This window comes from Lentzea sp. NPDC003310 (assembly GCF_040610935.1).
Classification (GTDB): Bacteria; Actinomycetota; Actinomycetes; order Mycobacteriales; family Pseudonocardiaceae; genus Lentzea.
Map to the genome: position 1 here is coordinate 421174 of NZ_JBEXNC010000004.1, position 25128 is coordinate 446301.

Sequence of the window (25128 nt, forward strand, 5' to 3'; positions counted from 1 at the left end):
CTGTTCGTCCTAACGAGACAACCCGGTTCCAGGACACGCCCTAAATGCGGCCGAGCACGACCTCCGGTGGCAGCTGCCCGCCGCCCACGCCCGGCACCCCGCGGAACTGGTACGGGGTGGCCTTGCCGCCGGGCTGGATGATCCACGCCTGCCCCGGCTGCCCCTCGGCGAGCACCGACTGCACGGCCTCGGCGACGTCGGAGGGCGTCAGCAGCGGGAACGCGGCCGCGGCGAACTCCTCCTTCGCCGCGCCCAGCAGCAACGTGTCGACGAAGCCGGGGCACAGCGCGGAGACCGTGATGCCCTCCCCCGCCAGGGCCTGGCCCGCCGCCCGCGCGTAGCCGACGACCGCGTGCTTGGTCAGCGTGTACAGCGGGTCCGACGGCATCGCGGTGACGCCCGCGAGCGACGCCGTGATCACGACCTTGCCGCCGCCCTGGCGCCGCAACGCCGGCACGGCCGCGCAGAGCCCGTACACGACGTGGTCGACGTTGACGCCGACGAGCTTGCGGTAGCGCGCGACGTCGAGGACGTCCACGCCGGGCTGCCCGCCGCCGATGCCGGCGTTGAGGTGCACGACGTCGAGGCGGCCGAGCTCCTGCTCGACCTGTGCCACGGCGGCGGGCATCGTGCCGGGGTCGGCGACGTCGCCGGTGAGGGCGAGGCCGTCCACCGCGGACGCGACCCGCCGGGCGCCCGCCGCGTCGAGGTCGAGCACGGCGACGCGGGCACCCAGCTTCGCGAGCCGTCCGACCACGGCGGCGCCGATGCCTCCGGCGCCGCCGGTGACCAGCGCGACCCGTCCGGTCAGGTCCACAGTGGACATGGCGGCCTCCTCTAGCTGTTGCGCAGGAACCGGTCGAGCACCCGCACGCCGAACTTCAGGGCCTCCACCGGTACGCGCTCGTCCACGCCGTGGAACAGGCCGGAGAAGTCGAGGTCGGCGGGCAGCTTCAGCGGCGCGAAGCCGAAGTTGCGGATGCCCAGCTGCTGGAACGACTTGGCGTCCGTGCCGCCGGAGAGCATGTACGGCAGCACGCGGGCGCCGGGGTCCTCGGCGGTGATCGACGCCGTCATCGCGTCCACCAGGGCGCCGTCGAACGTGGTCTCGACGGGCGGCAGGCCGATCCACTCGCGTTCCACGTCCGGTCCGAGCAGCTCGGCGAGCTCGCGGTCGAACGCCTCCTCGCGGCCGGGCAGGATGCGGCAGTCCACAGTGGCCTCGGCGGTGGACGGGATGACGTTCGCCTTGTAGCCGGCGGAGAGCATCGTCGGGTTCGCGGTGTCGCGCAACGTCGCGCCGATCATCCGCGACAGCGCGCCGAGCTTGCCGATCGAGCCCTCGATGTCGTCGTCGGGGAAGTCGAGGCCGGTGATCTCGGTGACGCCGTCGAGGAACTCGCGCACGGACGGCCGGATGATGAGCGGCCACTGGTGCTGGTCGAGCTTGGTGACGGCGGCGGCGAGCTTCGCCACGGCGTTGTCGCGGTGGATCATGCTGCCGTGCCCGGCGGTGCCCTTGACGCGCAGCTTGAGCCAGCGGATGCCCTTCTCCGCGGTCTCGACGAGGTATGCGCGGACGTCGTCCTTGAGCGTGATCGAGAAGCCGCCGACCTCGCTGATCGCCTCGGTGACGCCCTCGAACAGCTCGGGCCGGTGCTCCACCAGCCACTTGGCGCCGTACAGGCCGCCCGCCTCCTCGTCGGCGAGGAAGGCGAACACGATGTCGCGCGGCGGCACGACGTTCTCGCGCTTGAAGTGCCGCGCCAGGGCCAGCGTCATGCCGACCATGTCCTTCATGTCGACCGCGCCGCGGCCCCACACGTAGCCGTCCTGCACCGCGCCGGAGAACGGGTGCACCGACCACTCCGAGGCGTCGGCGGGCACGACGTCGAGGTGCCCGTGCACGAGCAGTGCGCCGCGGCTCGGGTCCGCGCCCTGCAGCCGTGCGACGACGTTGCCGCGGCCCTTGGCGCCGGACTCGACGTAGGTGGTCTCGTAGCCGACCTCGGACAGCTTCTCGGCCACCCACTCGGCGGCCTTCCGCTCCCCCACGACCGTGTCGGGATCACCCGTGTTCGTCGTGTCGATCCTGATCAGCTCGCTGACGAGCGTGACAGCCTCTTCTTGCGCCAGCGCCAGTGCGTTCCCCGTTGTGCTCACCCCGTCTTCCTACCATCCGTCAGAACACGGACCAGCCTGTGAGAGTGGTGAAACGGTCCAGCGCGTCGACTCCCGCGACGGAGTTGCCTCGTGCGTCCAATCCTGGACTCCACACGCAGATCGCGCACTTCCCGGGGACGACGGCGATGATGCCGCCGCCGACGCCGCTCTTGCCGGGCAGGCCGACGCGGTAGGCGAACTGGCCGGCGGCGTCGTAGGTGCCGCAGGTGAGCATGACGGCGTTGACGCGCTTGGCACCGCTGACGCCCAGCAGCCGGGTGCCGTCGTTGCGGACGCCGTGGCGGGCGAGGAAAAGGGTGGCACGGGCGAGGTCGGCGCAGCTCATGGCGATCGAGCACTGGCGCACGTACTCGTTGACCACCACGTCGACGGGGTTGCGCATGTTGCCGTAGGAGGCCATGAAGTGCGCGAGCGCACGGTTGCGGTCGCTGTGGTCCAGCTCGGACTTCGCGACCTCGGGGTCGACGTCGAGCGAGGGGTTGCCGCTCTCCTGGCGGAGGAACTCGAGGAGCCGGTCCGCGGCGCCGTGGCCGAGGTGGTCGGTGACGACGACGGCGCCGGCGTTGATGAACGGGTTGCGCGGGATGCCCTGCTCGGTCTCCAGTTGCACCAGCGAGTTGAACGGCGACCCGGACGGTTCGCGGCCCACGCGGGTCCACACGTCGTCGCTCTCGGCGAGGGCCAGGGCGAGCGTGAAGGCCTTGGAGATGCTCTGGATCGAGAACGGGCGGTCGTGCTGCCCGGCGCCGAAGACCTCGCCGTCGAGGGTGGCGACGGCGAGGCCGAAGGCGTGCGGGTCGATCCTGGCCAGTGCGGGGATGTAGTCGGCAGCGGCGCCACCTGGCGAGACCTCGGTCGCGATGCGGTCCACCAGTTGCTGGAGCTCCATGCCGTCATCCCATCACGGGACGGGCGTCACGCCACCTGGAACTCGTGGAACTTCGTGGCCTGGCCCGCCTTGACCGTGCAGGGCGAGTTGACGGTGCCGATCCACGTCGGGTCGCCGTTGGCGTAGCGCGGCGTCAGGGCGAGGGTCGCGTCGCCCAGCGAGATCGTGGTCGTGCCGGCGTTGGCGAGCGTCAGCGACGGCAGGGTGCCGGTGGCGACGACCTGGAACGTGCCGGAGCTCGGCACCGGGGTGTTCGGGATCGCCGACGTCGCCGTGACGTTCTGGACGGTGCCCGCGTTGTCCACCACGACGTTCGTGGTGAGCGTGCCGTCGACCGAGCGGCCGCCGATCCACCACACGGTGTTGCGGATGTCGTCCGAGACGGTGGCGGTCACCGTCGTCGAGGCGGGCGCGGTCGGGACGCCGACGGTGGCGGAGTCCGGCACGTCCGGCGAGGTGACCACGGTCGGGACGTCGTGCGTGCCGGTGATCGAGAACTCGCACACGTAGGTGATCGACAGCGAGGCGGTCGCGGCGGAACTGGTGCCGGCCGTCGTCACGCTCAGCGCTCCGGCCACCAGAACGACGGCGGCGGCGCGCGCGAAAAGTCCGGTCTTCATCTGCAGGGACCTCCTGAGTACGACATTGAACTGCAAGAAGGCGGTGTTGCTTTACTCGCCAGTAAAGTAACCAGGGCTGTTTCTTCGTGGCAAGCGAAAACACGCTTTTGTCATCCGGGTGCGAAATGCGTTCCGGCGATTTGTCAGTCGCGCAGCAACAAATAGTGCGCGCGCAGGGCGAGTTCGAGCGTGAACCGCTCTTGCGCGTCGTGCATCCGGTCGCCGAACAGTTCGTCCAATTGGTTCACGCGGTAGCGCACGGTCTGAGGGTGCACCTGCAGCCGTGCGGCGACCTCGGGTGCGCCACCGCGCGCCGACAGCCACACCTGCAGGGTCTCGGCGAGTTTCGTGCGCTGGCGGTCGGTCAGCGGGGCCAGCGGCGCGAGGGCGCGCTGGGCGAGCTGCCGCGCGAGGAACTCGTCTGCGAGCACGGTCAGTTCGACGACGTGGTCGGCGCTGTCGAGGACCGGGCGGTCGGGCAGCACCTTCTCCGCGGCGAGCGCGAGGACCCGGCGGGCGCAGGCCAGCGACCGGCGCGCGTCCTGGGGCGGCACCGGCAGGCCGACCGCGGCCCGCCACCCCGGCAGCGCGCGCCGCAGCCAGCGCGGCACCGCCACGGGGTTCGGCACCAGCAGGTACGGAGTGGCGTCCTCGAGGTTGACCAGCACGTCGGGCGGCAGGTCGTCGGCGGGCGCGGCGGACGGCTCCAGCGCCACCGCCACCAGGCGGTCCGGCATCGGCCAGGCCGCCGCCCGCGCCGCGTCGAGCACCGCCTGCCAGTTGCCGGCCGGGTCGGCGACGAGCAGCTCCATCAGCTTGCGCCGCCGCCGTTCCAGCGTGCCCGCCGCGCTCGCCTGCGCGGCCGCGTAGCCCTCGACCGACAGGCTGACCAGCTCGTCGACGTGGGCGATCATCGCCTCGCCGAGCACCGACATGAGCCGCAGCGACAGCTCCCGTTGCTCGGCGAACCCGCAGACGTGCCGCCAGGCCACGCGCGCGCCGATCCGGTAGGCGGCCTGCAGGCTGTCGAGGCTGCGCCCGGACTTGAACTCCCACGCGCCGAGCTTGCGGTGGATGTCGTCGTGCGGATCGGGTTCGGCGTCCGGAGCGGCGATACGGTCGACGAACTTCACCAGTGCCTGGCGGATTCCGTCGACCACGTTCTCCCGGAAATCGCTGTATTCCGGAATCGCTTTCTCGATCGCCTCGAAGATGCTCACCGAAACGGGAGACACTTCCATTCGGAGTAAGGGCGCGAGCTCCCGCGGGACCGATCTGCGCGGATCGTCCAGCCCAGTCATCCTCGCGAGTGTAGGAGGAAAACGAAACCGGGTCGTTCAGCCAACCGGGCCAACCGGTTCACACGAAGAACAACCGGGCCACCGCGTCCCGCGCGACCAGGAACCCGGCGATCCCCAGGATCCAGCCCGTCGTGCTCGCGCCCTTCTCGGCGAACCACGTGCTGACGCGCCTCAGGAACGGCTCGACCCGCTCGCGCAAGGCGAGCCTCGCCCCGAGCAGCAGCACCGCCGGCACGATCATGACCAGGCAGTACCCGGCGAGCAGCAGCCCGACCTGGGCCGGGCGCAGGTCGGCGGCGCTCATCATCCCGATCGCACCGAGGTAGGGCAGCATCGTCGCCAGCTCGACCACACCCGCGAGCAGCGCGATGCCGGCGAGCGCCGCCGCGGACCCGTTGGCGCTGATCCTCGCCTGCCACTTGCCGGTGTTCGTCTTCTTCTTGCTGTCGAAGCGGAAGCTGACCGCGAACAGCACCACGCCGATCACCAGTTGAATCCACAACGCGACCTTGCCGTCGAGGTGGTCGACCACCTGCGACGCGCCGAGCACGATCAGCGCGCCCACGACGAAGTAGAAGACGGTGATCGTGCCCAGGTAAATGCCGAACCGGCTCAGCCTGAGCCTGCCCGGCGTGAGCATCAGCCAGATCGGGACGAACAACGTCCCGATGCTCGTCGAGTCGAGCAGCGCCAGCCCCGCCAGCGCCGCCACCAGCCCCAGTGTCACGTGCTCCCCCACAGTCGTTCGAGGTGGCGCGCGATCACCCGCGCCGCCACCTCCTCCGTCATCACCTCGGGTTCCAGCGCCCGTTGCGCCGTCACCCCGTCGACCAGGGCCGCGAGCCCGACGGCCTCCCCGCCGTCCAGGCCCGCGCCCTCCAGCACGTGCCGACACAGATCCCTGATCTGCCGTGCGCCTTCCACATGCCGTTGCAGCAACACGGGATTGGCCGCCGCACGGGCAGCGAACGCGAGCCACACCCGTGCGCGCGCCGCGTCGTCCACGAGCGCGATCGCACACAACGCGCCGTGCAGCCGTTGCTGGAGACTCCCCTCTTGGTCCAGCACCGCCTGCACCTTCGCGGTGAGCTCCTCCACGAGCTGGTCCTGCGCGAACAGCAGCAGCTCGTCCTTGCTGCGGAAGTACTTCTGCAGCAAGCCGGTCGTCGCGTTCAGCTCCCGCGCGATCCGGGGCAGGCTCGCCGCGTCCAGCCCCTCGGCGTCGACCACCCGGTAGAGGGCGGCGACCACCTGCTGACGCCGTTCGACGGGATCCGCGTGTTTTGGCACGACCGTTAGATTACGTCCTTAATCCAACGCGCGCAAACCGGCGCAGCGTCGTCTTCGCCTCCGGATCGCGCACGGCCTCCTGGAGTTCGATGGCGGTGACTCGACGGCACGCGCCCGTTTCCGTGATTTCCCGTCTTTCCCGACAACCGCCTGTTCAGAGCTGGTACCACGACGGGCAGGGGACAGAGCCGAAGTGGGGGATGATCGGATGGAATTCGTTCTGCTGGGCGGAATGGCCGTGCTCAGCCGCGGCACCGAGATCGATCTCGGGCCGGCACGGCAGCGGTGCGTCCTCGCCGCACTGGCCGCCGACGCGGGTCACGTGGTCTCGGTGGACCGTCTGACGCGGCGCGTGTGGGGCGACGAGCCGCCGCTGCGGGCAAGGGCGACGTTGCTGAACTACCTGTCGCGCCTGCGGTTGCTGCTCGTCCGCAGCGAGGCCGTGGCGCGCCGCCCCGGCGGGTACGTGCTGGAGGTCGACCGGTCCTCGATCGACCTGTTCCGCTTCCGCGACCTCTGCACACGAGCCCGGTCCCACGACGACCGCGAGGCCGCAGACCTACTGCGGCAGGCGCTGGAACTGTGGCGCGGCGAGGCGTTGACCGGCATCGACGGCGACTGGGCCACCGGCGAACGCGACCGGCTGCACCACGAACGCCTGGCCGCCGAACGCGACCTCACCGACGCCCTGCTCCGCCTGGGCCACGCCGAGGACCTGATCGCGCCCCTGACCGACCGCACGGCGCGCTGGCCGCTCGACGAGCACCTGGCCGGCCAGCTGATGCTGGCCCTGCACCGCTCCGGCCGCACCGCCGACGCCCTGGCCCACCACCGGGACCTGCGCGACCGGCTCGTCGAGCAACTGGGCACCGAACCCGGCACCGCCCTGCGGGACCTGCACCAGCGCATCCTCGAAGCCGACCGGACGCTGGCCCCCTGACCCACGAGCCCGAGCACCCCGTGCCGAGACAACTGCCTGCACCACCGAGGTGGTTCACCGGCCGCGAGTCCGAACTGGCACGGCTCTCCGGCGCGCGAGCCGGCACCACGACGATGATCTCGGCGATCGGCGGCACGGGCGGCATCGGCAAGACCTGGCTCGCCCTGTCGTGGGCACACCGGCACGCTTGCCGGTTCCCCGACGGCCAGCTGTTCCTCGACCTGCGCGGCTTCCACCCGAGCGAGGAACCCGTCGCCCCCGACGCCGCGCTGTCCGGGTTCCTCACCGCCCTGGGCGTGGCCACGCACCGCGTCCCGCTCGACCTCGACGGCAAGTCCGCCCTCTACCGCAGCCTGCTCGCCGACCGGCGGATGCTGGTGCTGCTCGACAACGCCGCGGGCTCCGAGCAGGTCATCCCGCTGCTGCCCGGCGGCCCCGGCTGCACCGTCCTGGTCACCGGCCGGTCCGGGCTCGTGTCGTTGATCGACCGGCACGGCGCGAACCACCTGCGCCTCGACGTGCTGGCCGACGACGAGGCCTCGGCCCTGCTGGCCGCCCGTCTCGGCGAGGCGCGCGCCACCGCCGAACCCGACGCCGTGCGGGAGCTGGTCGCGCTGTGCGGCGGCTACCCGCTGGCGTTGTCGATCACTGCCCGGCACGCCGCCGTGCACCCGTCCGTCCCGCTCGCCGAGATCGCGGCGGAGCTCCGCGACCTCGGCCTGGAGGGGTTCGACCTGGACACCGACCCGGCCTCGTGCCTGCCGTCGGTCCTGTCGTGGTCGCTGCGCCGCCTCACCGACGAACAGCGCACCACGTTCGCGTTGCTGGGCGTCTCCCCCGGACCCGACACGACCCTCGCCGCCGTGGTGCCTCTGACGGGCCTGTCCCTCGCACGCGCCCGTAAAGCCCTCACGGCGCTAGAGGACGCATCTCTGCTGAGCCGCCGCCACGACCGGTACGTCATGCACGACCTGGTGCGTCACTACGCCGCCGCGCTCGCACACGAACTCCCGGCCGATGTACGAGAGTCCGCGTTGGCCAGAGTGCTGGACTTCCACCTGCACACCGCCCACGCGGCCGACCGGCTGCTGGACCCGGTCCGCCAGCTGGTGTCCCCCGAAGCCCCGGTGCCGGGCGTGCAACCGCACCCGTTGGCCGGCGCCGCCGCCGCGATGGCGTGGCTCGAGGCGGAGCACACGACCCTGCTCGCCGCCCAGCGCGTCGCCGCCGACCTCGGCCGCCACCAGGTCGTCTGGCACCTCGCGCGGGTGCTCGACACGTACCACTACCGGCGGGGACACCGCGAGGAGGCACTCGTCGTGTGGCAGGCGGCGCTCGCGGCGTCCGCGCACCTGCCGGACCCGACCGTCCGCATCCGTTCCTACCGCTACCTCGGCAGCGCCTGCACCCGGCGAGGCCTGCAGGAGCAGGCGACCACGAACCTGGAGCACGCGCTCGCCCTCGCCGTCCGCCACGAATCGGACACGGAACAAGCCCACATCCACCAGGCGCTCGGCACGACGTGGGAACGCCGCGGCGACCTGCGGCGCGCCCTGCACCACGCCGAGCAGGCGCTGAGCCGCTACCGCAGCCTCGGCAACCCGGCCTGGGAAGCGGACGCGCTCAACGCGGTCGGGTGGTTCGCGGCGTGCCTCGACGACTTCGAGACCGCTCGCGAACACTGCCTGGCCGCCCTCGACATGCACCGCGAACACGGGTACGCCGCGGGTGAGGCGAGCACCTGGGACAGCCTCGGGTTCATCTCCCACCGCACCGGTGACCACCAGGCGTCCGTGCACCAGTACGAGCAGGCAGAGGCTCTCTTCAGCGTCCACGGCAACACCTACGAGGTCGCGAACACCCTGGAGAACCTGGGACATCCACACGCCGCCATGGGACAGCACGACCAGGCGCGCGCGGTGTGGCAGGAGGCACTGCGGCTATACAGGGAGCAAGACCGTGCCAACGACGCCGACCGCCTTCGCCTGCATCTCGCCTCTTTGCCCTCCCGCTGAACAACCCCACCGCAGTCGTCGGCATCACGACGTTGCCCGAGCCCTCGGCCACGTTGGTGCCGCACGGTGTGCAGGTGATCCGTGTGCGTTCACGGGAGCGTCAGCGCGTGGTCGTCGCGTGGCTGAACCTGTCCGAACCGGCGTCGGCGGTGGTGGACGCGCTCGTCAGCGGTACGCACCCATGACGTCTGTCATGGGGAACTGATGTTTGCCGACACTGCCGTCTGCCCGTTCCGACAGAGATCGTTGAGGCATGACAGCGATCGAGGTGCGGGGGCTGACCCGCCGGTACAGCGGGGGATTCGAGGCTGTGCGCGGCGTCTCCTTCGACGTGGAGCGGGGCGAGATGTTCGCACTGCTCGGCACGAACGGGGCGGGCAAGACCTCGACGGTGGAAGTGGTGGAGGGGCTGTCGCGCCCGGCCGAGGGGTCCGTGCGCGTACTGGGTCACGACCCGTTCGCGGAACGTGCGCTCGTCCGTCCCAAGATGGGCGTGATGCTGCAGGAGGGCGGCTTCCCACCCGACCTGACGGTGAGCGAGGCGGCCAAGATGTGGGCGGGGACGCTGACGTCGCCGCGACCGGTCGACGAGGCGTTGACGCTGGTCGACCTGGCACACCGGGCGACGGTGCGGGTGAAGCAGCTGTCCGGGGGTGAGCGGCGGCGACTGGACCTCGCGCTCGCGTTGCTGGGCAAGCCGGAGGTGCTGTTCCTCGACGAGCCGACCACGGGTCTCGACCCGGAGAGCCGCCGCAACACGTGGGAGCTGATCCGCGCGTTGCTGCGCGAGGGCGTGACCGTGCTGCTGACGACGCACTACCTCGAGGAGGCGCAGGCGCTGGCCGACCGGCTGGCGATCATGCACCGCGGCCGGATCGTCGCGCAGGGCACGGTGTCCGAGGTGGTGGACGCCTACCCGTCCCGCATCTCGTTCACGCCGCCCGCCGGGGTGGCGCTGCCGGTCGTCGCGGACACCGAGTCGTCGGGCCGCGTGACCGTGCGGACCAACGACCTGCAGGCGACGTTGCACGAGCTGCTGACGTGGGCCGCGCACCACGACGTCCAGCTGTCCGGTTTGGACGCCCGGTCGGCGTCGCTCGAAGAGGCGTTCCTGGCGATCGCGGAGGAGGCGGCATGAGGGCCGTGGCTGTGGGACAGGCCGAGCTGAAGTTGTTCTGGCGCAACCGGACCGCGCTGTTCAACTCGTTGCTGCTGCCGTTGTTGCTGGTGCCGGTGCTGTACTCGGTGGACGCCGACGGCGTGCCGCTGGTGGTCGGGCTGGTCGGGTTCGCGCTGCTGATGGCGGTGTACTACAACCTCGTGACGACGTTCGTCGCCCGGCGCGAGGAGCTGGTGCTCAAGCGGCTGCGCGTCGGCGAACTGACCGACCCGGAGATCCTGGTGGGCGCCGCGCTGCCGTCCGTCGTGGTCGCCCTGGGCCAGATCGTCCTCTACTCGGTGGTCGTCGCGATCATCACCGGCGTCGACCTGCCGACCCGTCCGTGGTTCATCCTGCTCGGCGTGCTGGGTGGCACGGCGGTGTTCGTGCTGCTGGCCGCGGCCTCCTCGGCGTTCACGAGGACCGTCGAGATGGCGCAGGTGACGTCGTTGCCGGTCCTGATGGCGTGCCTGTTCGGCTCCGGCCTGGTGTTCCCGCTGTCGGTGCTGCCCGACAAGCTCGCGATGGTGCTGCAGTACCTGCCGCTCACCCCGGTCCTGGAACTGCTGCGCGCCGGCTGGGCCGACGGCCCCGTGCTCAAGCCTGTGAGCGTCCTGGCGGTGTGGATCGTGCTGGGCACCTACGCTGTGCGGAAGTGGTTCAGGTGGGACCCGCGGAGGTGAACTTGCTCGGCTGGTGGCGGTCGCGGGGCAACGCGGCGCGGTTCGACCTGTTCGTCCGCTACACGTTCTACCTGAGCTACATCTTCCTGCCACCGCTGCTGATCGTCGGCTTCGCCAACGAGGTGAGCACCACCGCCCTGGTCGTCCTTGTCACGGCGGTGGTGGCCTACGTCGTGCTGAGCTTCCGCCTGGTCCACGTGGGCATCGAGCACAACCTGGGCCGCGGCCCGTTCCCCCGCCACCTGCTGGTGATCTACCTGGTCGCCACCTGCGCGGTGCTGGTGGCGGGCCAGCTCGCCTACCCGGACCCGTTGCCCGGCAAGAACGACAGCCCCGGCGACGGCATCTCAGTGATCTTCCTGGTTCTCGCGATCACCACCCTGTCCGGCGTGCTGCGCCCCCGAGTCCTGGTCGTGCTCGCCCTCGCGGGCGGCCTGTGGATGCTACTCACCGCTCCCCCGGGCCACGCCCTGTTCATCACGCTGATGCTGCAGTTCCTGGTGGCCGCGTTCCGCTCGACCCTGTGGATGCTGAAGATCGTCTGGGAGCTGGACCGCTCCCGCGAGGTCCGCGCGAACCTGGCCGTGGCCGAAGAACGCCTCCGCTTCGCCCGAGACCTGCACGACGTAGTAGGCCGCAACCTCTCCGCCGTAGCCCTGAAAGCCGACCTGGCAGCCCAGCTCGCGCGCCGCGACCGTTCGTCCGCGGCCATCGACGAGATGCTCGAGGTCCGCCGAATCGCCCAGGAGTCCCTCGACGAGCTCCGCGCCGTGGTCAGCGGCTACCGCACAGCCGACCTGTCCGTAGAGCTGGCCGGCGCCCGCTCCCTCCTGGCCTCAGCAGGCATCGACTGCCGAGTGATCGGCGACGTCACGTTCGGCGGCGAACCGGCAGGCGCCCTGGGCTGGGCGGTCCGCGAAGGCGTCACCAACGTCCTGCGCCACAGCGAGGCCCGCACGTGCACGATCACGTTGCGAGGCAAAGTCCTCACCATGTCGAACGACGGCGCCCCACCCACCGGCTTCCGCTTCGGCAGCGGCCTCACAGGCCTGCACGAACGCATAGCCGCCCTCGGCGGCTCGGTGACAGCAACCCCAGAAGCTCCCAACCGCTTCGTCCTGACCGTGGAGCTCCCGTGATCCGCATCCTCCTCGCCGACGACGAACACCTCATCCGAGGAGCCATGGCCGCCCTCCTCTCCCTGGAGGACGACCTGGAGGTGGTGGCCCAAGCCGCAACAGGCGCAGAAGCCCTGGCCACAGCACGAGTGCACCGCCCAGACGTGGCCGTCATCGACCTGCAAATGCCAGACCTAGACGGCGTCTCGGTAGCCCAAACCCTGGCCGTAGAACTCCCCACCTGCTCCACCATGATCGTCACCAGCCACGGCCGCCCAGGCCACCTCAAACGAGCCCTGGCGGCAGGAGTCCGAGGCTTCCTCCCCAAAACCGTCTCCTCGGACGTCCTGGCCACGGTGGTCCGAACAGTCCACACAGGAGGCCGCTACGTGGACCCGGCCCTGGCAGCAGAAGCAATCAGCGCCGGCGACAGCCCCCTGACCCCACGAGAAGCCGACGTCCTGGAACTGGCACTAGAGGGCGCCCCCATCGACGAAATCGCCCGCCGAGCGTCCCTCTCCCCCGGCACAGTCCGCAACTACCTCTCCTCAGCGGTGGGCAAAACGGGAGCCTCCAACCGCCACGAGGCAGCCCGCTACGCCAGAGCAAAGGGCTGGATCTAACGATCCCACCACTCAAGAACCCGCAACGCGTAAAAGGTGAGCCACTTCGACGGCTTGCCCTTCTCCACGTCGATCTCAAACCACACGTCCCCAGGATGCCGCCCACCCTGCAACCAGGTCCCATCATCCTGCCGGGCACGCCGAACAACCTCCACGGCCTCCGCCATCCGCGGATCCTTCCGTCCAGCAGCGCGGAAGTAGTCCAGGGCGTTCAACACGCTGTACCCCCACCGAAACGGCGACCGGAACGTGGTAGCCCACTCCCCCACCACCTCGCCAGTGGACAACCGCCGGAACAGCCCCCGCTCCAGCAGGTACTCCTCCCCACGCACCCGAGCGGCCCGAACCTCCGCACCCCCACCGCCAGCCGCCTCGAACGCCAACAACCCCTTCAAGGAGTTGAGCGTCGAGTGGAACGAAGACCGAACAGACCCCTCAATCCACTCGCAGTTCCACCCACCATCCGCAAGCTGATGGTCAACGAACCACCGGGCGATCCCGTCGACCTCCGCCCCAAGCCACACACCGTTGGCCAAGGTCCACGAGTTGATGCAGCAATCAACCTCACCACCCCAATAGGGCAACCCCTGGTACTCCCACCGAGCGTTGGCAGCAAGCAACTCCACAGTCCCAGCCAACGCCGAAGCCTCAACGCCCCACTCCCGCAACGAGGTCAACGACCAGGTAGTAGCCGTCCAAGGCTGCCCACTCCCACCCCCGACGAACCCGGCGGGAAAGAAGGCCCCACCAGCCCACATCCCGTCAGCCCCCTGAGCAGCCAGCAACCGAGCCCCGAACCCCTCACGGGCCACCCGCCCCCAGGTAGCCCGCCACACAGCCTCATGCACCCGAACAAGATCCCGCTCCACCTGCCACCGCAGCGCAGGATCGGAGTCGAGCAACCACCCAGTCAGCTCCCGCATGCCGGAACCCTAGCCCGCCACACACCGCCGACCAGCACAAACACCGCGCAAGCCCCCCGATTTTGGCCCGCACCGACGATCATGTAATCTATGCACACACCACGGCGAGAGCCGAGGCCAGAACTGAATACGTCCGGGTGGCGGAATGGCAGACGCGCTAGCTTGAGGTGCTAGTCCCCGAAAGGGGGTGGGGGTTCAAGTCCCCCCTCGGACACAAAGCAAAGAAGAAGGGCTGTTGACCAACTGGTCGACAGCCCTTCTTCTTTGCAACAAACATAGCGAGCTCATCTCGAGAACCCGCGCCTATCGCTCCTCTGCCAGGCGCTCAGATTCTGTTTTCGCAGTTGGCGGCACGTGTCCCGGGACAGGCTCGCCGGGATCCTCCAGTCCCGATCAGGAGCGTGCACAGGCACCCAGGTGGAGCAGCCTTGCCCACCCGTCCCATGCGGTCGATCACACCATCCTCGCAGTTCAAGTGCCTACTTGAACCCGTCCCACCCACCTGTCCCGACGACGTTCCTGGCAGGACAGCCGGGACAGGTGCGGTCCTTCACGCGGACTCGGCGATCGCCGCTCGGATATCGGCCGTCAGATAGCCACGAACGCGTCGCGTGGCTTCACCTTCGTGGACGTACTGGCGCACAGGACGACATCCGAGATCGCCCATTTCTTTGCCGAACGCCGTGGGCTCGACCTCCAACGCCTCCACCAATTCCGCAGTAGGGACGAACTCGCGCTCGTGCAGGCCCTCGCCCAAATAGCGCGCCACCGATGCCAACGGCTCCACAAGCCTGTCACCGGATACCCTGCTCACCTCAGCAACCGGCGCGTGATCTCGGACCGGAAGTGGGTCCTGCCCGGCGGCCTGACCAGTCAACGTCCCTTCGGCCTCGCGAAGCGCCCGGCCCCGTTCGCAGATCACCCTCCAGTCGTCGTTGGGCATGTAAAACGTCCGCACCGTCAGCGCCAGGACGTCCGCGCCAGGCTGCGCCTCGCCGTCCGGGCGCAGGATTCCCACGCCCTTGTGCGACGGGAGCAACCTGCTGCTGTCGTACCCGCGGGTGTTCATCTGGTCGCCCAGCACGATGTTGCTGTCGCGCCAGTCCATGACCCGCAACGCGAACCGCGACCCGAGCACCGCCCGCAGCTTCGACGGGATCGTGGTGCTGTCCGGCCGCTGCGTGGCCAGCACGATCACCACCCCCGCCGCCGGTGCCTTCTTCGCCAGCCACGTCAACAGCTCACCGACCCGCTCCCCCGCTGTCAGCCTCTTGCCCTTCACCAGCACAGGCGTGCGGTCCTCGAACGCGACGTGGACCTCGTCGACGATCAACGCCGTGATCGGCATGCCGAGCGACCGGTCCCTGGACATCGCCGGTGTCACCTTCGATTCCGGACAGGTCACGTCGTCCAGGTGCTGCATCCGGCGATACCGCTGCTGGACGTCTTCGACCAACTCTTCCAACCAGTCCAGAAACCCCAGCACGTGCTCGCTGTCATCCCCTGCCATGAACCGATGCGCGACCTGCTCCACCGCCCGCCAGTCCTTGCCGCTCTTGAAGTCGGCGACGTACAGGCGTGCGTGCGGGTCGAGGACGAGGCCGGCGGTAGCGAGCCGTTCGGCCATCGTCTTGCCCTGGCGCGGGATCGCGCCGATGAGCAACGACGTCCACACCAGCGGCAAGTCGATCTGCCGACCGCGCGCGTCCGTCCCGAACGGCACCGCCTTCCACGCATCCCACCGCCTCACCTCGAGCAACGGTGTCCGAACAGGCGGCGAGGCATACGGGTCCTTGTCCGCCACCCACAGCGCGACTCGACCGGCATGACCGCCCTTGCCTCGCACCCGTTCGACGCTGAGCTGGACCTCGTCCACCGCCAGAGCCGACGCCAGCTCTTCCCTGTTCCTCACCACGTCGGCGGCCTTGCGGGTAGCGGGCAGATCCACCGTGACCGCCCAGCCCGCACCCTCCCGGCAGGGCCGTTCGACCAAGCGCAAGGTCTCATGCCGGCCGATCAGCTTGGCGTCGCGGAACACGTCGATGAGCACCTGGGCGTCCATCGTCCACATGAGGATCCGAGGGCCGGCCAGCACGGTCTTCCGCCCTGGCGACCCGTCCTTTGCCCGTCCCGCGACCGCCAGCAGACCCGCGGCCACACCTCCGACCGCCCACAACACCAGATCGCCGTAGAACAACCAGGCACCAGCGACCACCAGAAAGCCGACCAGCATCACCGTCGCCGTGACTTTCCAGCGAAACAGCGTCAAGGCGCGGATCTCCACGAACTTGTCCGCGAGCTTCTCCGACTTCTCCGCCGCCTCGCGGTAGTCACCGACCCGCACCCAGTTTCGCCACCCGCGCACCGCGATCACCAGGCCGCGCCCGACAGCCTTCACACAGCGAAACGGCACTCGAACCACCCACGCGAGCGCGTCCTTCACCGCTCGCTTCAGCGCCTGCCGAGACCTCAACACCAGCGGAACGACACGAGCACCGGTCCACGCTCTCTCAATCCGCTGCATCAACGCACGCTCTTCAACCAACTCGGCATCGAGCACCTGCTCGGAAGGAACCAGCTCGCCGGTCATCACTGCTGCCCGTTCAACGCCGCGGCCAGCTTCGACGACAAGCCGCGCGAACACCCGGTGACCTCACGGACCCACGCGGGCGAGACCGTCTCACCCGACTTCCGGGCTTTACGGGCAACCGCGAGGTATTCGGCGAACGACGTGCGAGGCGCCCGCGGCACATCGTCACCCGCGGCAACCGCCCCCAGCTTGTCTCGGAGATCCGTCACCGCTTCCGCGGCCACGAACACCACCAGCGGTGGCACGGAGTGCAGCACCACGAGCGCCGCCGACCCGGCCACGAACGCACTCCAGGTGTTCATGACGTACGTGGCCCCGAGCGTGAACCACTTCGCCGCCCGCACCCATCCACCAAGCCGCACACCCCTGCGAGCCGTCACCTGCTCCGCCCGCAGAATCGCCAACAGAACCAAGGACACCATCGGATCCAGCAGCCAGGCCGCGAACCAGGTCAGCGACCACACCGGCGCACCAGCGGCGGCGAACTGCTGCACGTTGGTCATCGTGAACGCAAGCCCGAGCAGGATGCCGGTCCAGCACAACCGGTCCACCTGCACCGCAACCCGTTCGATCGGCTCGCTCACCTTCGACCACCACCACGACGGGGCACGTATGCAGTCACCATGAGGGCTTTCGTCAGTGCGTAGGACGCGAACAACGCTGGCACCCCGAGCGCCCCGAGGAGCAGCCAACCATCGCCACGATGCGTGATGATCACCCACTGAACGGTCACGATCACCACGGCGTTCACGACCACTCGGCCGGCTAGCGACAGCAGCCGAACACCTGACCGCTCCGCGTTCGCCGAAGCCTTGCCCCGACGTGCGCCAGCTCGCCAGATCATCACCAGAACCACGAGGACACCGACTACGGTCAGCGCCTGCGGAAGAGTCACGCTGATGGTGTTCATGAACGCGGGCCCCTCTCGACCCGTTCACGGCGCCGAAGCCAGTGACGGTGTACCTCGCGCCGCTCGTGCTCCGTCAACGCGCCCCACACACCGACCGTATCCGCGCCGGCCGTGCGCAATTCGAGCTCCAAGCACTCGTCACGCACCGAGCACCCAGCACACTGCAGTTCTGCCAAGTCGCGATCAGTGAGTTCTCCGTCCTCCTCCCACGGGGGTGCGCACGTGAACGTCCACAGGCACAGCCCGTCGTTCTCAACCACATCGGTCAACTCATCGGTCGGCACTCGCCGCAACCGTTCCAGTGACACGGCGATCTCGGTCGGTTGTAGATCAGTCACGGAGCACCTCCGGCTCCGAGAGCACCCGCCGAAGCGAGCGGCCGGTGACGACGAGACGCCCGTGCTGACGGCGAGCGGTCAGGATCCCGAGTCTGATGGCCCGGAACACGACGGACCGGCTGACACCAAGCACCCAACAGGTCTCGCGAATCGAGTGAACTGAAGTAGGCATGGAATGAAGCCCTTCATTAGGAAGAGCTGATGGCTCAGCTCTAAAAGATTGATTTCAGCGCGCCTCAAGACGCGCTAGGTCGCACGCGGCGCGTTATGCGCCGTGTCACGTCACCGAAGAACAGAAAGCGGCTAATCTCAGCGCTGAGGCGGAGCGCGGAGGAATACGTGTCGGAAGATTGGGCGGCAGTCGCCAGGGCGATCAACGAGCGCGTGAACGAACTCGGCTGGCGTCAGCGCGAGCTCGCGGAGCGTTCGAACGTCTCGCAGGCGATCGTCCGGGAGATCCAGCACCACACGGTCGAGCGCAGGCGGGGACCGCGTACGTTGGAGTCGCTGTCCACAGCCATGGGCTGGCACCCGATGCACCTCGACGCGGTGCTGCACGGCCGTCGACCACCCGACCGGGATGAGCCGATCATGGATCCCGGCGACTCGCTCTGGTCGCGGTTGGACACCGTAGAACAACGTCTGATCGACATCACCGAACGTCTCGACGACCTGAAGTCGGACCTCGCCTCGGTGGCGAAGCAAGTTCGCGAGAACCGGTAGCGGTGCGCGTTTCCGCTGGTTGAGCGTGCTGATTTCCATGCACCAATTCCAGCGCGAATAAGCACCCGAACCCATGCATGTCCAATGCAAGTTCAATGCAGGTTCTGCGCTCCGGGGGTAGCGCGAGCATGAGCGTCAGCGACGAGTGGACCGGCCAATCCGCGCGCTGTCTCCAAGCGGCCCTTCGCATGACTCACGAGGCGTTCGCGGAACATCTCGGCATCGGAGTCCGCACGGTCGCCTCCTGGCACCAGAAACCAGACACAAAGCCACGCTCTGGACTACAGCGCGAACTCGACAAAGCCCTCGCCCAGGCGCCGAGTGACATAGCCGAACGCTTCCACGAACTGGTCAACGGCGGCCCGCTCGACCTGCCGGACGGTGCTGCCTCAGACGCCGAAGCCCGCCTCAGCGAGGACGCCACGATCGTTGCCGCGCTGAACTGGCTGGACACTCACGCCGGCTGGGATCCCGGCACTGCTCGCCGAGAAGTGGCCGCTCGACTCGCGGCGCTCGACCTGCACGCTCTCCAGGATCGTGGCGTTCGGCGCGGCCGCGTAAGCCAAAGGGACACCGCGAGTGCACTGGCGGACTACTACGGCACGTCGGCTACCGATCATGGCCGCTATGCCGCTTCGTTCGGCACGAACACGACTGTCACCACCACCGTGCTGACGCACCCGGAATGACTCGACCTCGACTGTCCGTTGTTTCCCCCGCACGACAAGTTGACGCTCGCCGGTGTAACTCCGGCGGACAACATGTCGATGGACGGGACGAGCGCGGAGCGCGCCGCGCAGCGGCTGGCCGAAACGCTGGCTCTGGGACACCGCATGGTGAACATGCCGCTGTTCCGCTTGCTCGACGTGGAGATGCGGAAGCAACAGCTCGCGGGCGTCGTGGGCGTGACGGACTTCGTGGGGTACGTGGTGACGATGGACCTGCTCGAGGGTGAGCTGGTCGACGCGCTGACGACTGGTAGGCCGACCAGCCCCGGCTCACTTCCTCTCCGCGACACATACCTGCCGGACCTGACGACCGCACTCGATGTCGGTGATCGCATGTGCGCAGGCGGCGCTCTCGCCCTGACGGCGATCGCCCGTCCCGCAGACGCCTTTCGCGGCGATCCGGACTATCTCCTGCTGGTTCAGGAGCGCTCAGGTCACGTGATCAACGCCGCTCGCCGCCTAGCCGTGATCCCGAAAGGCTTTCACCAGCCGCTGACGGACTTCCGCGCCGACGCTCAGGTGGGTGCGACCCTCCGTCGCGAGATGGAGGAGGAGCTGTTCGGACGCGACGACGTGGACAACACGATCGGCGAGCAGCGCCACGCAGACCCCATGCACCCGAGCCGCCAGTCCGCACCGATGCGATGGCTGCTGGCTGAACCCGGCCGCCTGAAGATGGAGTGCACGGGATTCGGCTTGAACCTCGTGAGCGGCAACTTCGAGTTCGCCAGCCTCATCGTCATCGAGGACGAGGAGTTCTGGATCCGCTACGGCGGGGACGTTCAAGCCAACTGGGAAGCGTCTCGTCTGCACCAGTACTCCAGCCGTGACTCGGAGCTCCTGGACGAGCTGGTGAACGATGTAGCTTGGAGCAACGAAGGGCTCTTCGCCCTCCTGCAGGGCCTGCGGCGCCTCCGCCACATCGGCGGCTCCCGCGTGGCCCTGCCAGAGATCGAATGGGAGATCAGGTGACCGCCAACTGGCAAGCCGGAAATGCCGCGGACGACAGCGCGGAGACCCGCGGCTGGCTGGTCGGGCACTTCATCGCCCCGTCGATCGGTGTCCGCTCCCAGAAGGACGTCGAAGTGAAGTGGGGGACGCACCCCGCCGGCGACAAGCGTCCGGAATGGACAGCGGACGACCAGCGCACGACCCTGGTTCTCCTGGTGGAAGGCAACTTCCGCGTGGACACGACCGACGGCAGCAAGACCATGAACCGTCAGGGCGACTACATCATGTGGGGACCGGGTGTCGACCACTCGTGGGAGGCACTTGCGGACTCCGTCGTCATGACCGTTCGGTGGCCGTCACAGACCTGACACCTCAAAGCTCGGCAGGTTCACACGCGGACCACCGAGCTCACGCAACCGCCGGAGACCTTGGAGCAACGCGAACAAGCCCTCGTTGCTCCAAGCCTCCTGCCGCACCAGATCTGTGACGAGCTCGCCGTCCAGAGTCGAGTACAAAGTCAGCCCGGACGCCTCCCAGTTCGCTTCGAGCTGCCCACCGAACTGCGGCCAGAACTCCTCGTCCTCGATCACCACGAGCGTTGCGAACTCGTAGTTGCCGCTCACGAGATTCAGTCCGAACCCGGTGCATTCCATCCGCATGCGCCCCGTTTCGTCATCCAGCCACCTCATCGGCTCCGACCAACGTCCCGGATGCATCGGCGATGCCGCGCGCGGAACACCTGCGGTCCCGTCCACGTCGCTGCGCCCGAACAGCTCCTCCTCCAGCTCTCGACGGAGTGTGGCGCCGATGCGGACATCAGCCCGAGGATCGGTCAGCGGCTGGTGGAAGCCCTTCGGGACCACGGCCAACTTCCCGGCGGCGTTCACGACCTCGTCCGATCGCCTCTGCACGATCAGCGCGTAGTCCGCCGCACCGCGGAACGGGTCGGCAGGCCGCGCGATCGCCACCAGCGACAGGACCCCGCCGGCGCAAGTTCGTCCCGCGATGTCGAGCACGGCGTCCACGTCCGGCAGGTATCTGTCCCGCACCGGCCGCGGTACACCGGCCCCGTCCGCCAAGGAGTCGAGCAGCTCCGCTTCGAGAAGGTCCATGGTCAGCGCGTACTCGACGAAGCTCCCAACATCGAAGGTGCCACCGAAGCTCTCTGCGCCGACGTCGATCTTCACGAGCCTGTACAACGGCAAGTCCGCGAAACGCACCTCCGTAGCTGCGGCCGTCGTGAGCTGCTGAACGGCCGCCTCCGCGCAGTCTGCGGCCAAGGGAAACGTCGCACCTGCTCGCTGGCCGAGTGCAAGCCGCTCGTCACCGACCCAAAGAGGTAGACGAAGTTCGTTCCACTCAGCCAGCGTCAGCACACTCGTCTGGACATCGATGCCGGGCCCACGGACAGCGAACGTGTCACATGTTCGGTAGTACCGCCGCATCTCGTCCGCGACTTGGCTCCGACCAATCCCTTTCCTTCGCGCCCGACGCTCCCGAAGGGTCTGGATGTTGGTCAATTCCATCCGTGCGCGCACCTGCGCAGCAGCTGATCCCGAAGCCCAACCCGCAGCCTCGTCCAACCATCCAAGCGCACCCGCGAATTCAGGTCGGCCCGGCGTCTGATCCGCGATTCTTGCCTGCCCGGTCTCTATCGGCGGAGCCAACAACTCCTCGACCGACGCGCCGAGCATGCTCTCCAACAGCCGGGCGGTGCTCGCCTTCACCTGCCCCAGGGCCTGCCCACCAGACCGTCGGCCGGCTACAAGCCGTTGCAGGTGCCGCAGCCCCAGGGTTCCAGGTTCTCGGTGCTCGCGTGCGTACAGCTCGGCTTCCTCGACGAACTCCTCCAAGGTCAGCCGGCGATCCCATATCCGCTGTTCAAGCACTGTGCGAAAGGTGCGCATCACTACTCCTGCGTATCCCGGGTCGTATCAGGTCGCCCTAAGTCACCCGCAGGACGTACCGCTGACCGAGCGCTGATGGAACATTGATTTCAGTCTGACATAACTGCTCGCATTCGTCAGACCGTCCGGTGGCGTGAGGACTCCGCGTCCGCCTCAAACACGCCACCGGACGTCACCTACCCACAGCGAAGGGAGCTCCGATGATCGCGAGCACGATCACCCTCGCGCTCTTGGCAGCGGCGACCTGGACCTGGATCGTCGGCGACCACTTCGACTGGTGGCAACGAGCGGCCGCGCGCCGCCGACACCAAAGACACAGCCTCTAAGCGGCGCCGATGAACGAATTCACCGCCGAGGCGATGGGCGAAGCGTGGCTGTCACTGACCAACGAACAGCGCTCCGAGTTGCTGTCACGACGACGCGAGAACCAGCTCATCGAGAACGTCCGGAGGAAGTCAGACATGCCCAAGAGGCACTCCACCGCACGCGGCCGAGAGTTCGGCGAGGGGATGCGCGCGGCAATCGCCGAAGCGGGCATGTCCTCCCGACAACTGGCCGATCTGCTGGGCTGGCAGGAGGCCAAGGTCTCTGACATGGTCAACGGCAAGGGCGGCGTCACCGCCCAGGAAGTAGCGGTGGCGCTCGGGGCGTGCCGAATCCCCCAGGCTGAGCGTGAGCACCTGCTCGGCCTCTTCCCCGCCACAGAGGTGGGCGGCTGGTGGCAGCCCCACGGCAAGTGCGCACCAATCAGGTCACGCACCGCTCAAGCGCATCTTGCCGCGGCGGACACCATGGTGAGCTGGCATCCGCACGCGATCCCTGACCTACTTCGGACGAACGGCTACGCCCACCAGTTGCTGGCTGCTTCGGCCAACGTAGCCCCGCACGAGATCGACGAGCGATTGCTTGCCCTGAGCGAAATGCAGCAGTCACTCGGTGGCAACCTCAGCTGCGTCTTCTACCTTCACGAGTTCGCACTGGATCTGCAGGTCGGCGGACGCCAGGTCCACATCACTCAGCTGCAACACCTCACGCGCATGGCCTCTTGGGCAAAGGTCAGAGTGCTGGTCGTGCCTGCGGAGGTCGGCGCGCACGCCGGCATTGCAGGGCCGTTCACCCACCTGGCGTTCCCGAGGTACCGATCGCTGGTGTGGATCACCACTGAGAACTCCAGCCTCTTCGTCGAAGAGGAGCAGGCGGTCAAGGGGTACGAGGCGATCATCCGCGCGCTCGACGACGTCAGCCTCGACGACGACCAGTCCTTGAAGTGGATCTCCCGCCGGTGCGTCCGGCTTCTGGAGCACGATGAGTCAGCTGACGAGGTCCGCGAGAACGACTCCTTCCCACCGCTGTAGACGAAAGACGGTGCTCGTTCGTGCCGAAGGATTTCCGGCCGACTGCCCTAGAACGCGCAGTCGGTCGAACGCTCAGCAGATGGCGAGACGACCGCGACCTGAGCCTCGTCGAAGCGGGCCGACGCGTTGGCTTCAGCAGCGCCAAGCTGTCCATGATGGAGAACGCGATACAGCCCTCCGCGATCTTCGATGTCATGGCGCTGGGCTACGTCTACAAGGTGCCCACAGCCGAGTGGCAACACTTGATGGCTCAGGCGCAACACGCCGCCGACCTCAGGAAGTCCGGGCAACCGCGAGCAACCATCTTCGACCCGGCCGAGGACTTCCCGCTCCTCATCGCCGACGCAACTCGGCTACGTGTCTTCGCCGTGGACGCCCCACCGACGATCTTCCAGCTCGCCGAACACACGGCAGCGACGATGTCGGACGATTTGATCAACCTCGCGCAGCTGACGCGCACCAGGGAGGCGTGGGCGACACGAGCCACTGGCAGTGACCCGGTCCCCGTCGAGGCTGTGCTCACAGAAGCGGCGGTGCAAGGAGCATCGGGTAATCGGCGCGCAATGCGGGCGCAACTACTGCACCTCATGGAAATGAGCGAACTTCCCGAGGTGAGTCTTCGCGTGGTGCCGCAGTCGGTTGCAGCCTGCCCCGCCATGAACTTCTCCTTCACATGGCTGAGCTTCGCGCACCGACAGCACGACGACGTCGTGTACACGGAAACGTTCCTGCGCTCTGAGTACGTGGAGACCCGTGCTCAAGTCGAGAGGGTGGCCGACCGGTTCTCCGCGCTGCAGGCGTTGACGCTCGACGAAGGCGACTCGCTCGAGTTGATCGCCGAAGCCGCCGCCCGCATGTCACAGCAGTGAGTTGGCATGCGCCAGCAGCGGTTGCGCAAGATCTGGATTATCACCCTTGTCCATACGGCGAAGTAGACGAGAAGCAGCATAGAGCTGAGCCACGCGCCCGGCTTCGCTGTCGAGCGCATCGCCGAAATTCGCCCGAATCTGCTCTACTGCGGAAGGAACCAGCAGGCTGTAACAGAGCAACGTCGCCACATCCGTTCCTGCAGGACCGGTCCCCCACATCTCCCAGTCCAGCAAACCGAACTCCGGCTGCATCAAGTTGTTCCAATGCAGGTCGCCATGCACAGTCGCCCACGCCGTCACGTTGGTGTCGACAATCGTCCCGAATCGCTGCTGAATCCTCTCGGCGACAAGATCTTGAGGAATGCTGACCCTGTCCGTACGCGTGTTTGAGACGACCTCGAGCGTTCGGCGAAGCTCTTCCCACCAGCGGTCCGGCAGATCAATCACCTGACGCAACGCGTCAGTGCGGGAACACGGTGAGCCAGCCACGACTGTCATCACCTCAGCCCGCTGGTGACGTACCTCCTCCCACTCGTACACGTCGAGCACGCGGGGCTTCATCAGACCGGTGAACACGTTCGAATCGAGGTTGCCCGTCCAGAAGGCTCCACCGGTCCATCGCTTGTTCTCAGAGACCACACGAAGCCAGTAATTTGCTTCGCCTCGATGCGCAAGAGCGCCCACGGAACGATCAAGCCATCCGTACCGCGGCTGGCTGATGACGATCAGTCCGAAGTGGTCGGCCGCCTGATGGAGGTTCTCCAACATCCACTCGCGATATTGGGTGTCAGCGTCACTCACGTCAGCGGCCATCGGTTGCCATCACTCCTCAATTCTCCCAGCCACAATCATGGCCAGAGAGCTAACACGCCGCACGTGCGAACACCTAACGTATCGATCGGGTTCAACACGAGCTGGCGGCAACAGCAGGCCCTACCCGTCTACGGACAACGTCAGCCCGGCCCGACCGGCGAAGTGCTCTCTCCCCCACCCCGAACGGTCTGAGCCCGTG

27 protein-coding genes and 1 tRNA gene are annotated in these 25128 nt (G+C 68.0%); 14 read left to right on the top strand and 14 right to left on the bottom strand.

Annotated elements, in window-relative coordinates; all coding sequences use genetic code 11:
- Positions 1-40 precede the first annotated feature (40 nt).
- From ABZX02_RS09670 to ABZX02_RS09700, 7 genes are all read right to left on the bottom strand, one after another.
- Entirely contained in the window at positions 41-826 is a 786-nt protein-coding gene (locus ABZX02_RS09670; protein ID WP_355296566.1) for an SDR family oxidoreductase, read from the bottom strand.
- 11 nt (positions 827-837) lie between these two features.
- Complete coding sequence (locus tag ABZX02_RS09675) at positions 838-2163, bottom strand: M20/M25/M40 family metallo-hydrolase (RefSeq protein WP_355296567.1); 1326 nt, start codon at positions 2161-2163, stop codon at positions 838-840.
- 19 nt (positions 2164-2182) lie between these two features.
- Entirely contained in the window at positions 2183-3073 is an 891-nt protein-coding gene (locus ABZX02_RS09680) for a glutaminase (RefSeq protein ID WP_355296569.1), read from the bottom strand.
- A gap of 26 nt (positions 3074-3099) precedes the next feature.
- Entirely contained in the window at positions 3100-3693 is a 594-nt protein-coding gene (locus ABZX02_RS09685; protein ID WP_355296570.1) for a DUF6801 domain-containing protein, read from the bottom strand.
- Between the two features lie 143 nt (positions 3694-3836).
- A complete protein-coding gene (locus tag ABZX02_RS09690) occupies positions 3837-4913 on the bottom strand; it encodes a helix-turn-helix domain-containing protein (protein ID WP_355296571.1) in 1077 nt (358 codons plus the stop codon).
- 139 nt (positions 4914-5052) lie between these two features.
- Positions 5053-5721, bottom strand: coding sequence for a GAP family protein (locus ABZX02_RS09695; RefSeq protein ID WP_355296573.1), 669 nt, complete (start codon positions 5719-5721; stop codon positions 5053-5055).
- Positions 5718-6284 (bottom strand): TetR family transcriptional regulator C-terminal domain-containing protein, encoded by a 567-nt coding sequence (locus ABZX02_RS09700; RefSeq protein WP_355296575.1) that lies wholly within the window; start codon positions 6282-6284, stop codon positions 5718-5720. Before ABZX02_RS09700 ends, ABZX02_RS09695 begins: the two co-directional genes overlap by 4 nt.
- A gap of 208 nt (positions 6285-6492) precedes the next feature.
- Between ABZX02_RS09700 and ABZX02_RS09705 the strand changes: the two genes are divergently transcribed.
- The 6 genes from ABZX02_RS09705 to ABZX02_RS09730 all read left to right on the top strand — a co-directional run bounded on the left by ABZX02_RS09705 (position 6493) and on the right by ABZX02_RS09730 (position 12822).
- Complete coding sequence (locus tag ABZX02_RS09705; RefSeq protein ID WP_355296577.1) at positions 6493-7224, top strand: AfsR/SARP family transcriptional regulator; 732 nt, start codon at positions 6493-6495, stop codon at positions 7222-7224.
- Positions 7225-7244: 20 nt separating this feature from the next.
- Positions 7245-9239, top strand: coding sequence for a tetratricopeptide repeat protein (locus tag ABZX02_RS09710; RefSeq protein WP_355296579.1), 1995 nt, complete (start codon positions 7245-7247; stop codon positions 9237-9239).
- A 253-nt stretch (positions 9240-9492) separates the two neighbouring features.
- On the top strand, positions 9493-10377 hold the full coding sequence (locus ABZX02_RS09715) for an ABC transporter ATP-binding protein (RefSeq protein ID WP_355296581.1): 885 nt from the start codon (positions 9493-9495) through the stop codon (positions 10375-10377).
- Positions 10374-11081 carry an ABC transporter permease gene (locus tag ABZX02_RS09720; RefSeq protein ID WP_355296583.1) on the top strand — a complete coding sequence of 236 codons (708 nt, stop codon included), beginning with the start codon at positions 10374-10376 and terminating at the stop codon, positions 11079-11081. The genes ABZX02_RS09715 and ABZX02_RS09720 overlap by 4 nt, the downstream gene beginning before the upstream one ends.
- Positions 11054-12220: a histidine kinase gene (locus ABZX02_RS09725; RefSeq protein WP_355296585.1), complete on the top strand. Its 1167-nt coding sequence runs from the start codon at positions 11054-11056 to the stop codon at positions 12218-12220. The genes ABZX02_RS09720 and ABZX02_RS09725 overlap by 28 nt, the downstream gene beginning before the upstream one ends.
- Complete coding sequence (locus ABZX02_RS09730) at positions 12217-12822, top strand: response regulator transcription factor (protein ID WP_355296587.1); 606 nt, start codon at positions 12217-12219, stop codon at positions 12820-12822. Before ABZX02_RS09725 ends, ABZX02_RS09730 begins: the two co-directional genes overlap by 4 nt.
- Here ABZX02_RS09730 and ABZX02_RS09735 read toward each other — a convergent pair.
- Complete coding sequence (locus ABZX02_RS09735; protein WP_355296589.1) at positions 12819-13745, bottom strand: squalene cyclase; 927 nt, start codon at positions 13743-13745, stop codon at positions 12819-12821. The genes ABZX02_RS09730 and ABZX02_RS09735 overlap by 4 nt on opposite strands.
- Positions 13746-13876: 131 nt before the next feature.
- Between ABZX02_RS09735 and ABZX02_RS09740 the strand changes: the two genes are divergently transcribed.
- Positions 13877-13959 (top strand) — tRNA-Leu (locus ABZX02_RS09740).
- 336 nt (positions 13960-14295) lie between these two features.
- On the opposite strand, the gene ABZX02_RS09745 is transcribed toward ABZX02_RS09740, so the two are convergent.
- From ABZX02_RS09745 to ABZX02_RS09760, 4 genes are read right to left on the bottom strand one after another with little or no spacing between them, the layout of a single operon-like run.
- Complete coding sequence (locus ABZX02_RS09745; protein WP_355296590.1) at positions 14296-16335, bottom strand: FtsK/SpoIIIE domain-containing protein; 2040 nt, start codon at positions 16333-16335, stop codon at positions 14296-14298.
- Complete coding sequence (locus ABZX02_RS09750; RefSeq protein WP_355296592.1) at positions 16335-16919, bottom strand: hypothetical protein; 585 nt, start codon at positions 16917-16919, stop codon at positions 16335-16337. The genes ABZX02_RS09745 and ABZX02_RS09750 overlap by 1 nt, the downstream gene beginning before the upstream one ends.
- Positions 16916-17245: a hypothetical protein gene (locus ABZX02_RS09755; protein WP_355296594.1), complete on the bottom strand. Its 330-nt coding sequence runs from the start codon at positions 17243-17245 to the stop codon at positions 16916-16918. The genes ABZX02_RS09750 and ABZX02_RS09755 overlap by 4 nt, the downstream gene beginning before the upstream one ends.
- Complete coding sequence (locus ABZX02_RS09760) at positions 17242-17583, bottom strand: WhiB family transcriptional regulator (RefSeq protein WP_355296596.1); 342 nt, start codon at positions 17581-17583, stop codon at positions 17242-17244. The genes ABZX02_RS09755 and ABZX02_RS09760 overlap by 4 nt, the downstream gene beginning before the upstream one ends.
- Positions 17584-17922: 339 nt before the next feature.
- On the opposite strand from ABZX02_RS09760, the gene ABZX02_RS09765 reads away from it, so the two are divergent.
- The 4 genes from ABZX02_RS09765 to ABZX02_RS09780 all read left to right on the top strand — a co-directional run bounded on the left by ABZX02_RS09765 (position 17923) and on the right by ABZX02_RS09780 (position 20353).
- A complete protein-coding gene (locus tag ABZX02_RS09765) occupies positions 17923-18306 on the top strand; it encodes an XRE family transcriptional regulator (protein WP_355296598.1) in 384 nt (127 codons plus the stop codon).
- Positions 18307-18434: 128 nt separating this feature from the next.
- Positions 18435-18995, top strand: a complete 561-nt coding sequence (locus tag ABZX02_RS09770; RefSeq protein WP_355296599.1) for a hypothetical protein — start codon at positions 18435-18437, stop codon at positions 18993-18995.
- Positions 18996-19034: 39 nt separating this feature from the next.
- The gene (locus ABZX02_RS09775) at positions 19035-20006 is read left to right on the top strand and encodes a hypothetical protein (protein WP_355296601.1); all 972 of its coding nucleotides are present in this window, start codon (positions 19035-19037) and stop codon (positions 20004-20006) included.
- Positions 20003-20353 (top strand): signal peptidase I, encoded by a 351-nt coding sequence (locus ABZX02_RS09780; protein WP_355296602.1) that lies wholly within the window; start codon positions 20003-20005, stop codon positions 20351-20353. Before ABZX02_RS09775 ends, ABZX02_RS09780 begins: the two co-directional genes overlap by 4 nt.
- On the opposite strand, the gene ABZX02_RS09785 is transcribed toward ABZX02_RS09780, so the two are convergent.
- Positions 20342-21892 (bottom strand): transcriptional regulator, encoded by a 1551-nt coding sequence (locus ABZX02_RS09785; protein ID WP_355296604.1) that lies wholly within the window; start codon positions 21890-21892, stop codon positions 20342-20344. The genes ABZX02_RS09780 and ABZX02_RS09785 overlap by 12 nt on opposite strands.
- A gap of 200 nt (positions 21893-22092) precedes the next feature.
- On the opposite strand from ABZX02_RS09785, the gene ABZX02_RS09790 reads away from it, so the two are divergent.
- Genes ABZX02_RS09790 through ABZX02_RS09800 form a run of 3 tightly spaced genes read left to right on the top strand, consistent with a single transcriptional unit; the run spans position 22093 to position 24116 of the window.
- The gene (locus ABZX02_RS09790) at positions 22093-22218 is read left to right on the top strand and encodes a hypothetical protein (RefSeq protein WP_355296606.1); all 126 of its coding nucleotides are present in this window, start codon (positions 22093-22095) and stop codon (positions 22216-22218) included.
- 9 nt (positions 22219-22227) lie between these two features.
- Positions 22228-23247, top strand: a complete 1020-nt coding sequence (locus tag ABZX02_RS09795; protein ID WP_355296608.1) for a helix-turn-helix transcriptional regulator — start codon at positions 22228-22230, stop codon at positions 23245-23247.
- A gap of 20 nt (positions 23248-23267) precedes the next feature.
- A complete protein-coding gene (locus tag ABZX02_RS09800; RefSeq protein ID WP_355296610.1) occupies positions 23268-24116 on the top strand; it encodes a helix-turn-helix transcriptional regulator in 849 nt (282 codons plus the stop codon).
- Here the strand turns inward: ABZX02_RS09800 and ABZX02_RS09805 are convergent.
- The gene (locus tag ABZX02_RS09805; protein WP_355296612.1) at positions 24105-24929 is read right to left on the bottom strand and encodes a phosphotransferase; all 825 of its coding nucleotides are present in this window, start codon (positions 24927-24929) and stop codon (positions 24105-24107) included. The genes ABZX02_RS09800 and ABZX02_RS09805 overlap by 12 nt on opposite strands.
- Positions 24930-25128: the final 199 nt, after the last annotated feature.

Bases quoted from the DNA above. Each gene is read 5' to 3' on its own strand.
- ABZX02_RS09670 (WP_355296566.1), bottom strand. From the start codon at position 826: ATGTCCACTGTGGACCTGACCGGACGGGTCGCGCTGGTCACCGGCGGC.
- ABZX02_RS09680 (WP_355296569.1), bottom strand. From the start codon at position 3,073: ATGGAGCTCCAGCAACTGGTGGACCGCATCGCGACCGAGGTCTCGCCA.
- ABZX02_RS09685 (WP_355296570.1), bottom strand. From the start codon at position 3,693: ATGAAGACCGGACTTTTCGCGCGCGCCGCCGCCGTCGTTCTGGTGGCC.
- ABZX02_RS09705 (WP_355296577.1), top strand. From the start codon at position 6,493: ATGGAATTCGTTCTGCTGGGCGGAATGGCCGTGCTCAGCCGCGGCACC.
- ABZX02_RS09715 (WP_355296581.1), top strand. From the start codon at position 9,493: ATGACAGCGATCGAGGTGCGGGGGCTGACCCGCCGGTACAGCGGGGGA.
- ABZX02_RS09720 (WP_355296583.1), top strand. From the start codon at position 10,374: ATGAGGGCCGTGGCTGTGGGACAGGCCGAGCTGAAGTTGTTCTGGCGC.
- ABZX02_RS09735 (WP_355296589.1), bottom strand. From the start codon at position 13,745: ATGCGGGAGCTGACTGGGTGGTTGCTCGACTCCGATCCTGCGCTGCGG.
- ABZX02_RS09745 (WP_355296590.1), bottom strand. From the start codon at position 16,335: ATGACCGGCGAGCTGGTTCCTTCCGAGCAGGTGCTCGATGCCGAGTTG.
- ABZX02_RS09755 (WP_355296594.1), bottom strand. From the start codon at position 17,245: ATGAACACCATCAGCGTGACTCTTCCGCAGGCGCTGACCGTAGTCGGT.
- ABZX02_RS09770 (WP_355296599.1), top strand. From the start codon at position 18,435: ATGAGCGTCAGCGACGAGTGGACCGGCCAATCCGCGCGCTGTCTCCAA.
- ABZX02_RS09785 (WP_355296604.1), bottom strand. From the start codon at position 21,892: ATGCGCACCTTTCGCACAGTGCTTGAACAGCGGATATGGGATCGCCGG.
- ABZX02_RS09790 (WP_355296606.1), top strand. From the start codon at position 22,093: ATGATCGCGAGCACGATCACCCTCGCGCTCTTGGCAGCGGCGACCTGG.
- ABZX02_RS09795 (WP_355296608.1), top strand. From the start codon at position 22,228: ATGAACGAATTCACCGCCGAGGCGATGGGCGAAGCGTGGCTGTCACTG.
- ABZX02_RS09805 (WP_355296612.1), bottom strand. From the start codon at position 24,929: ATGGCCGCTGACGTGAGTGACGCTGACACCCAATATCGCGAGTGGATG.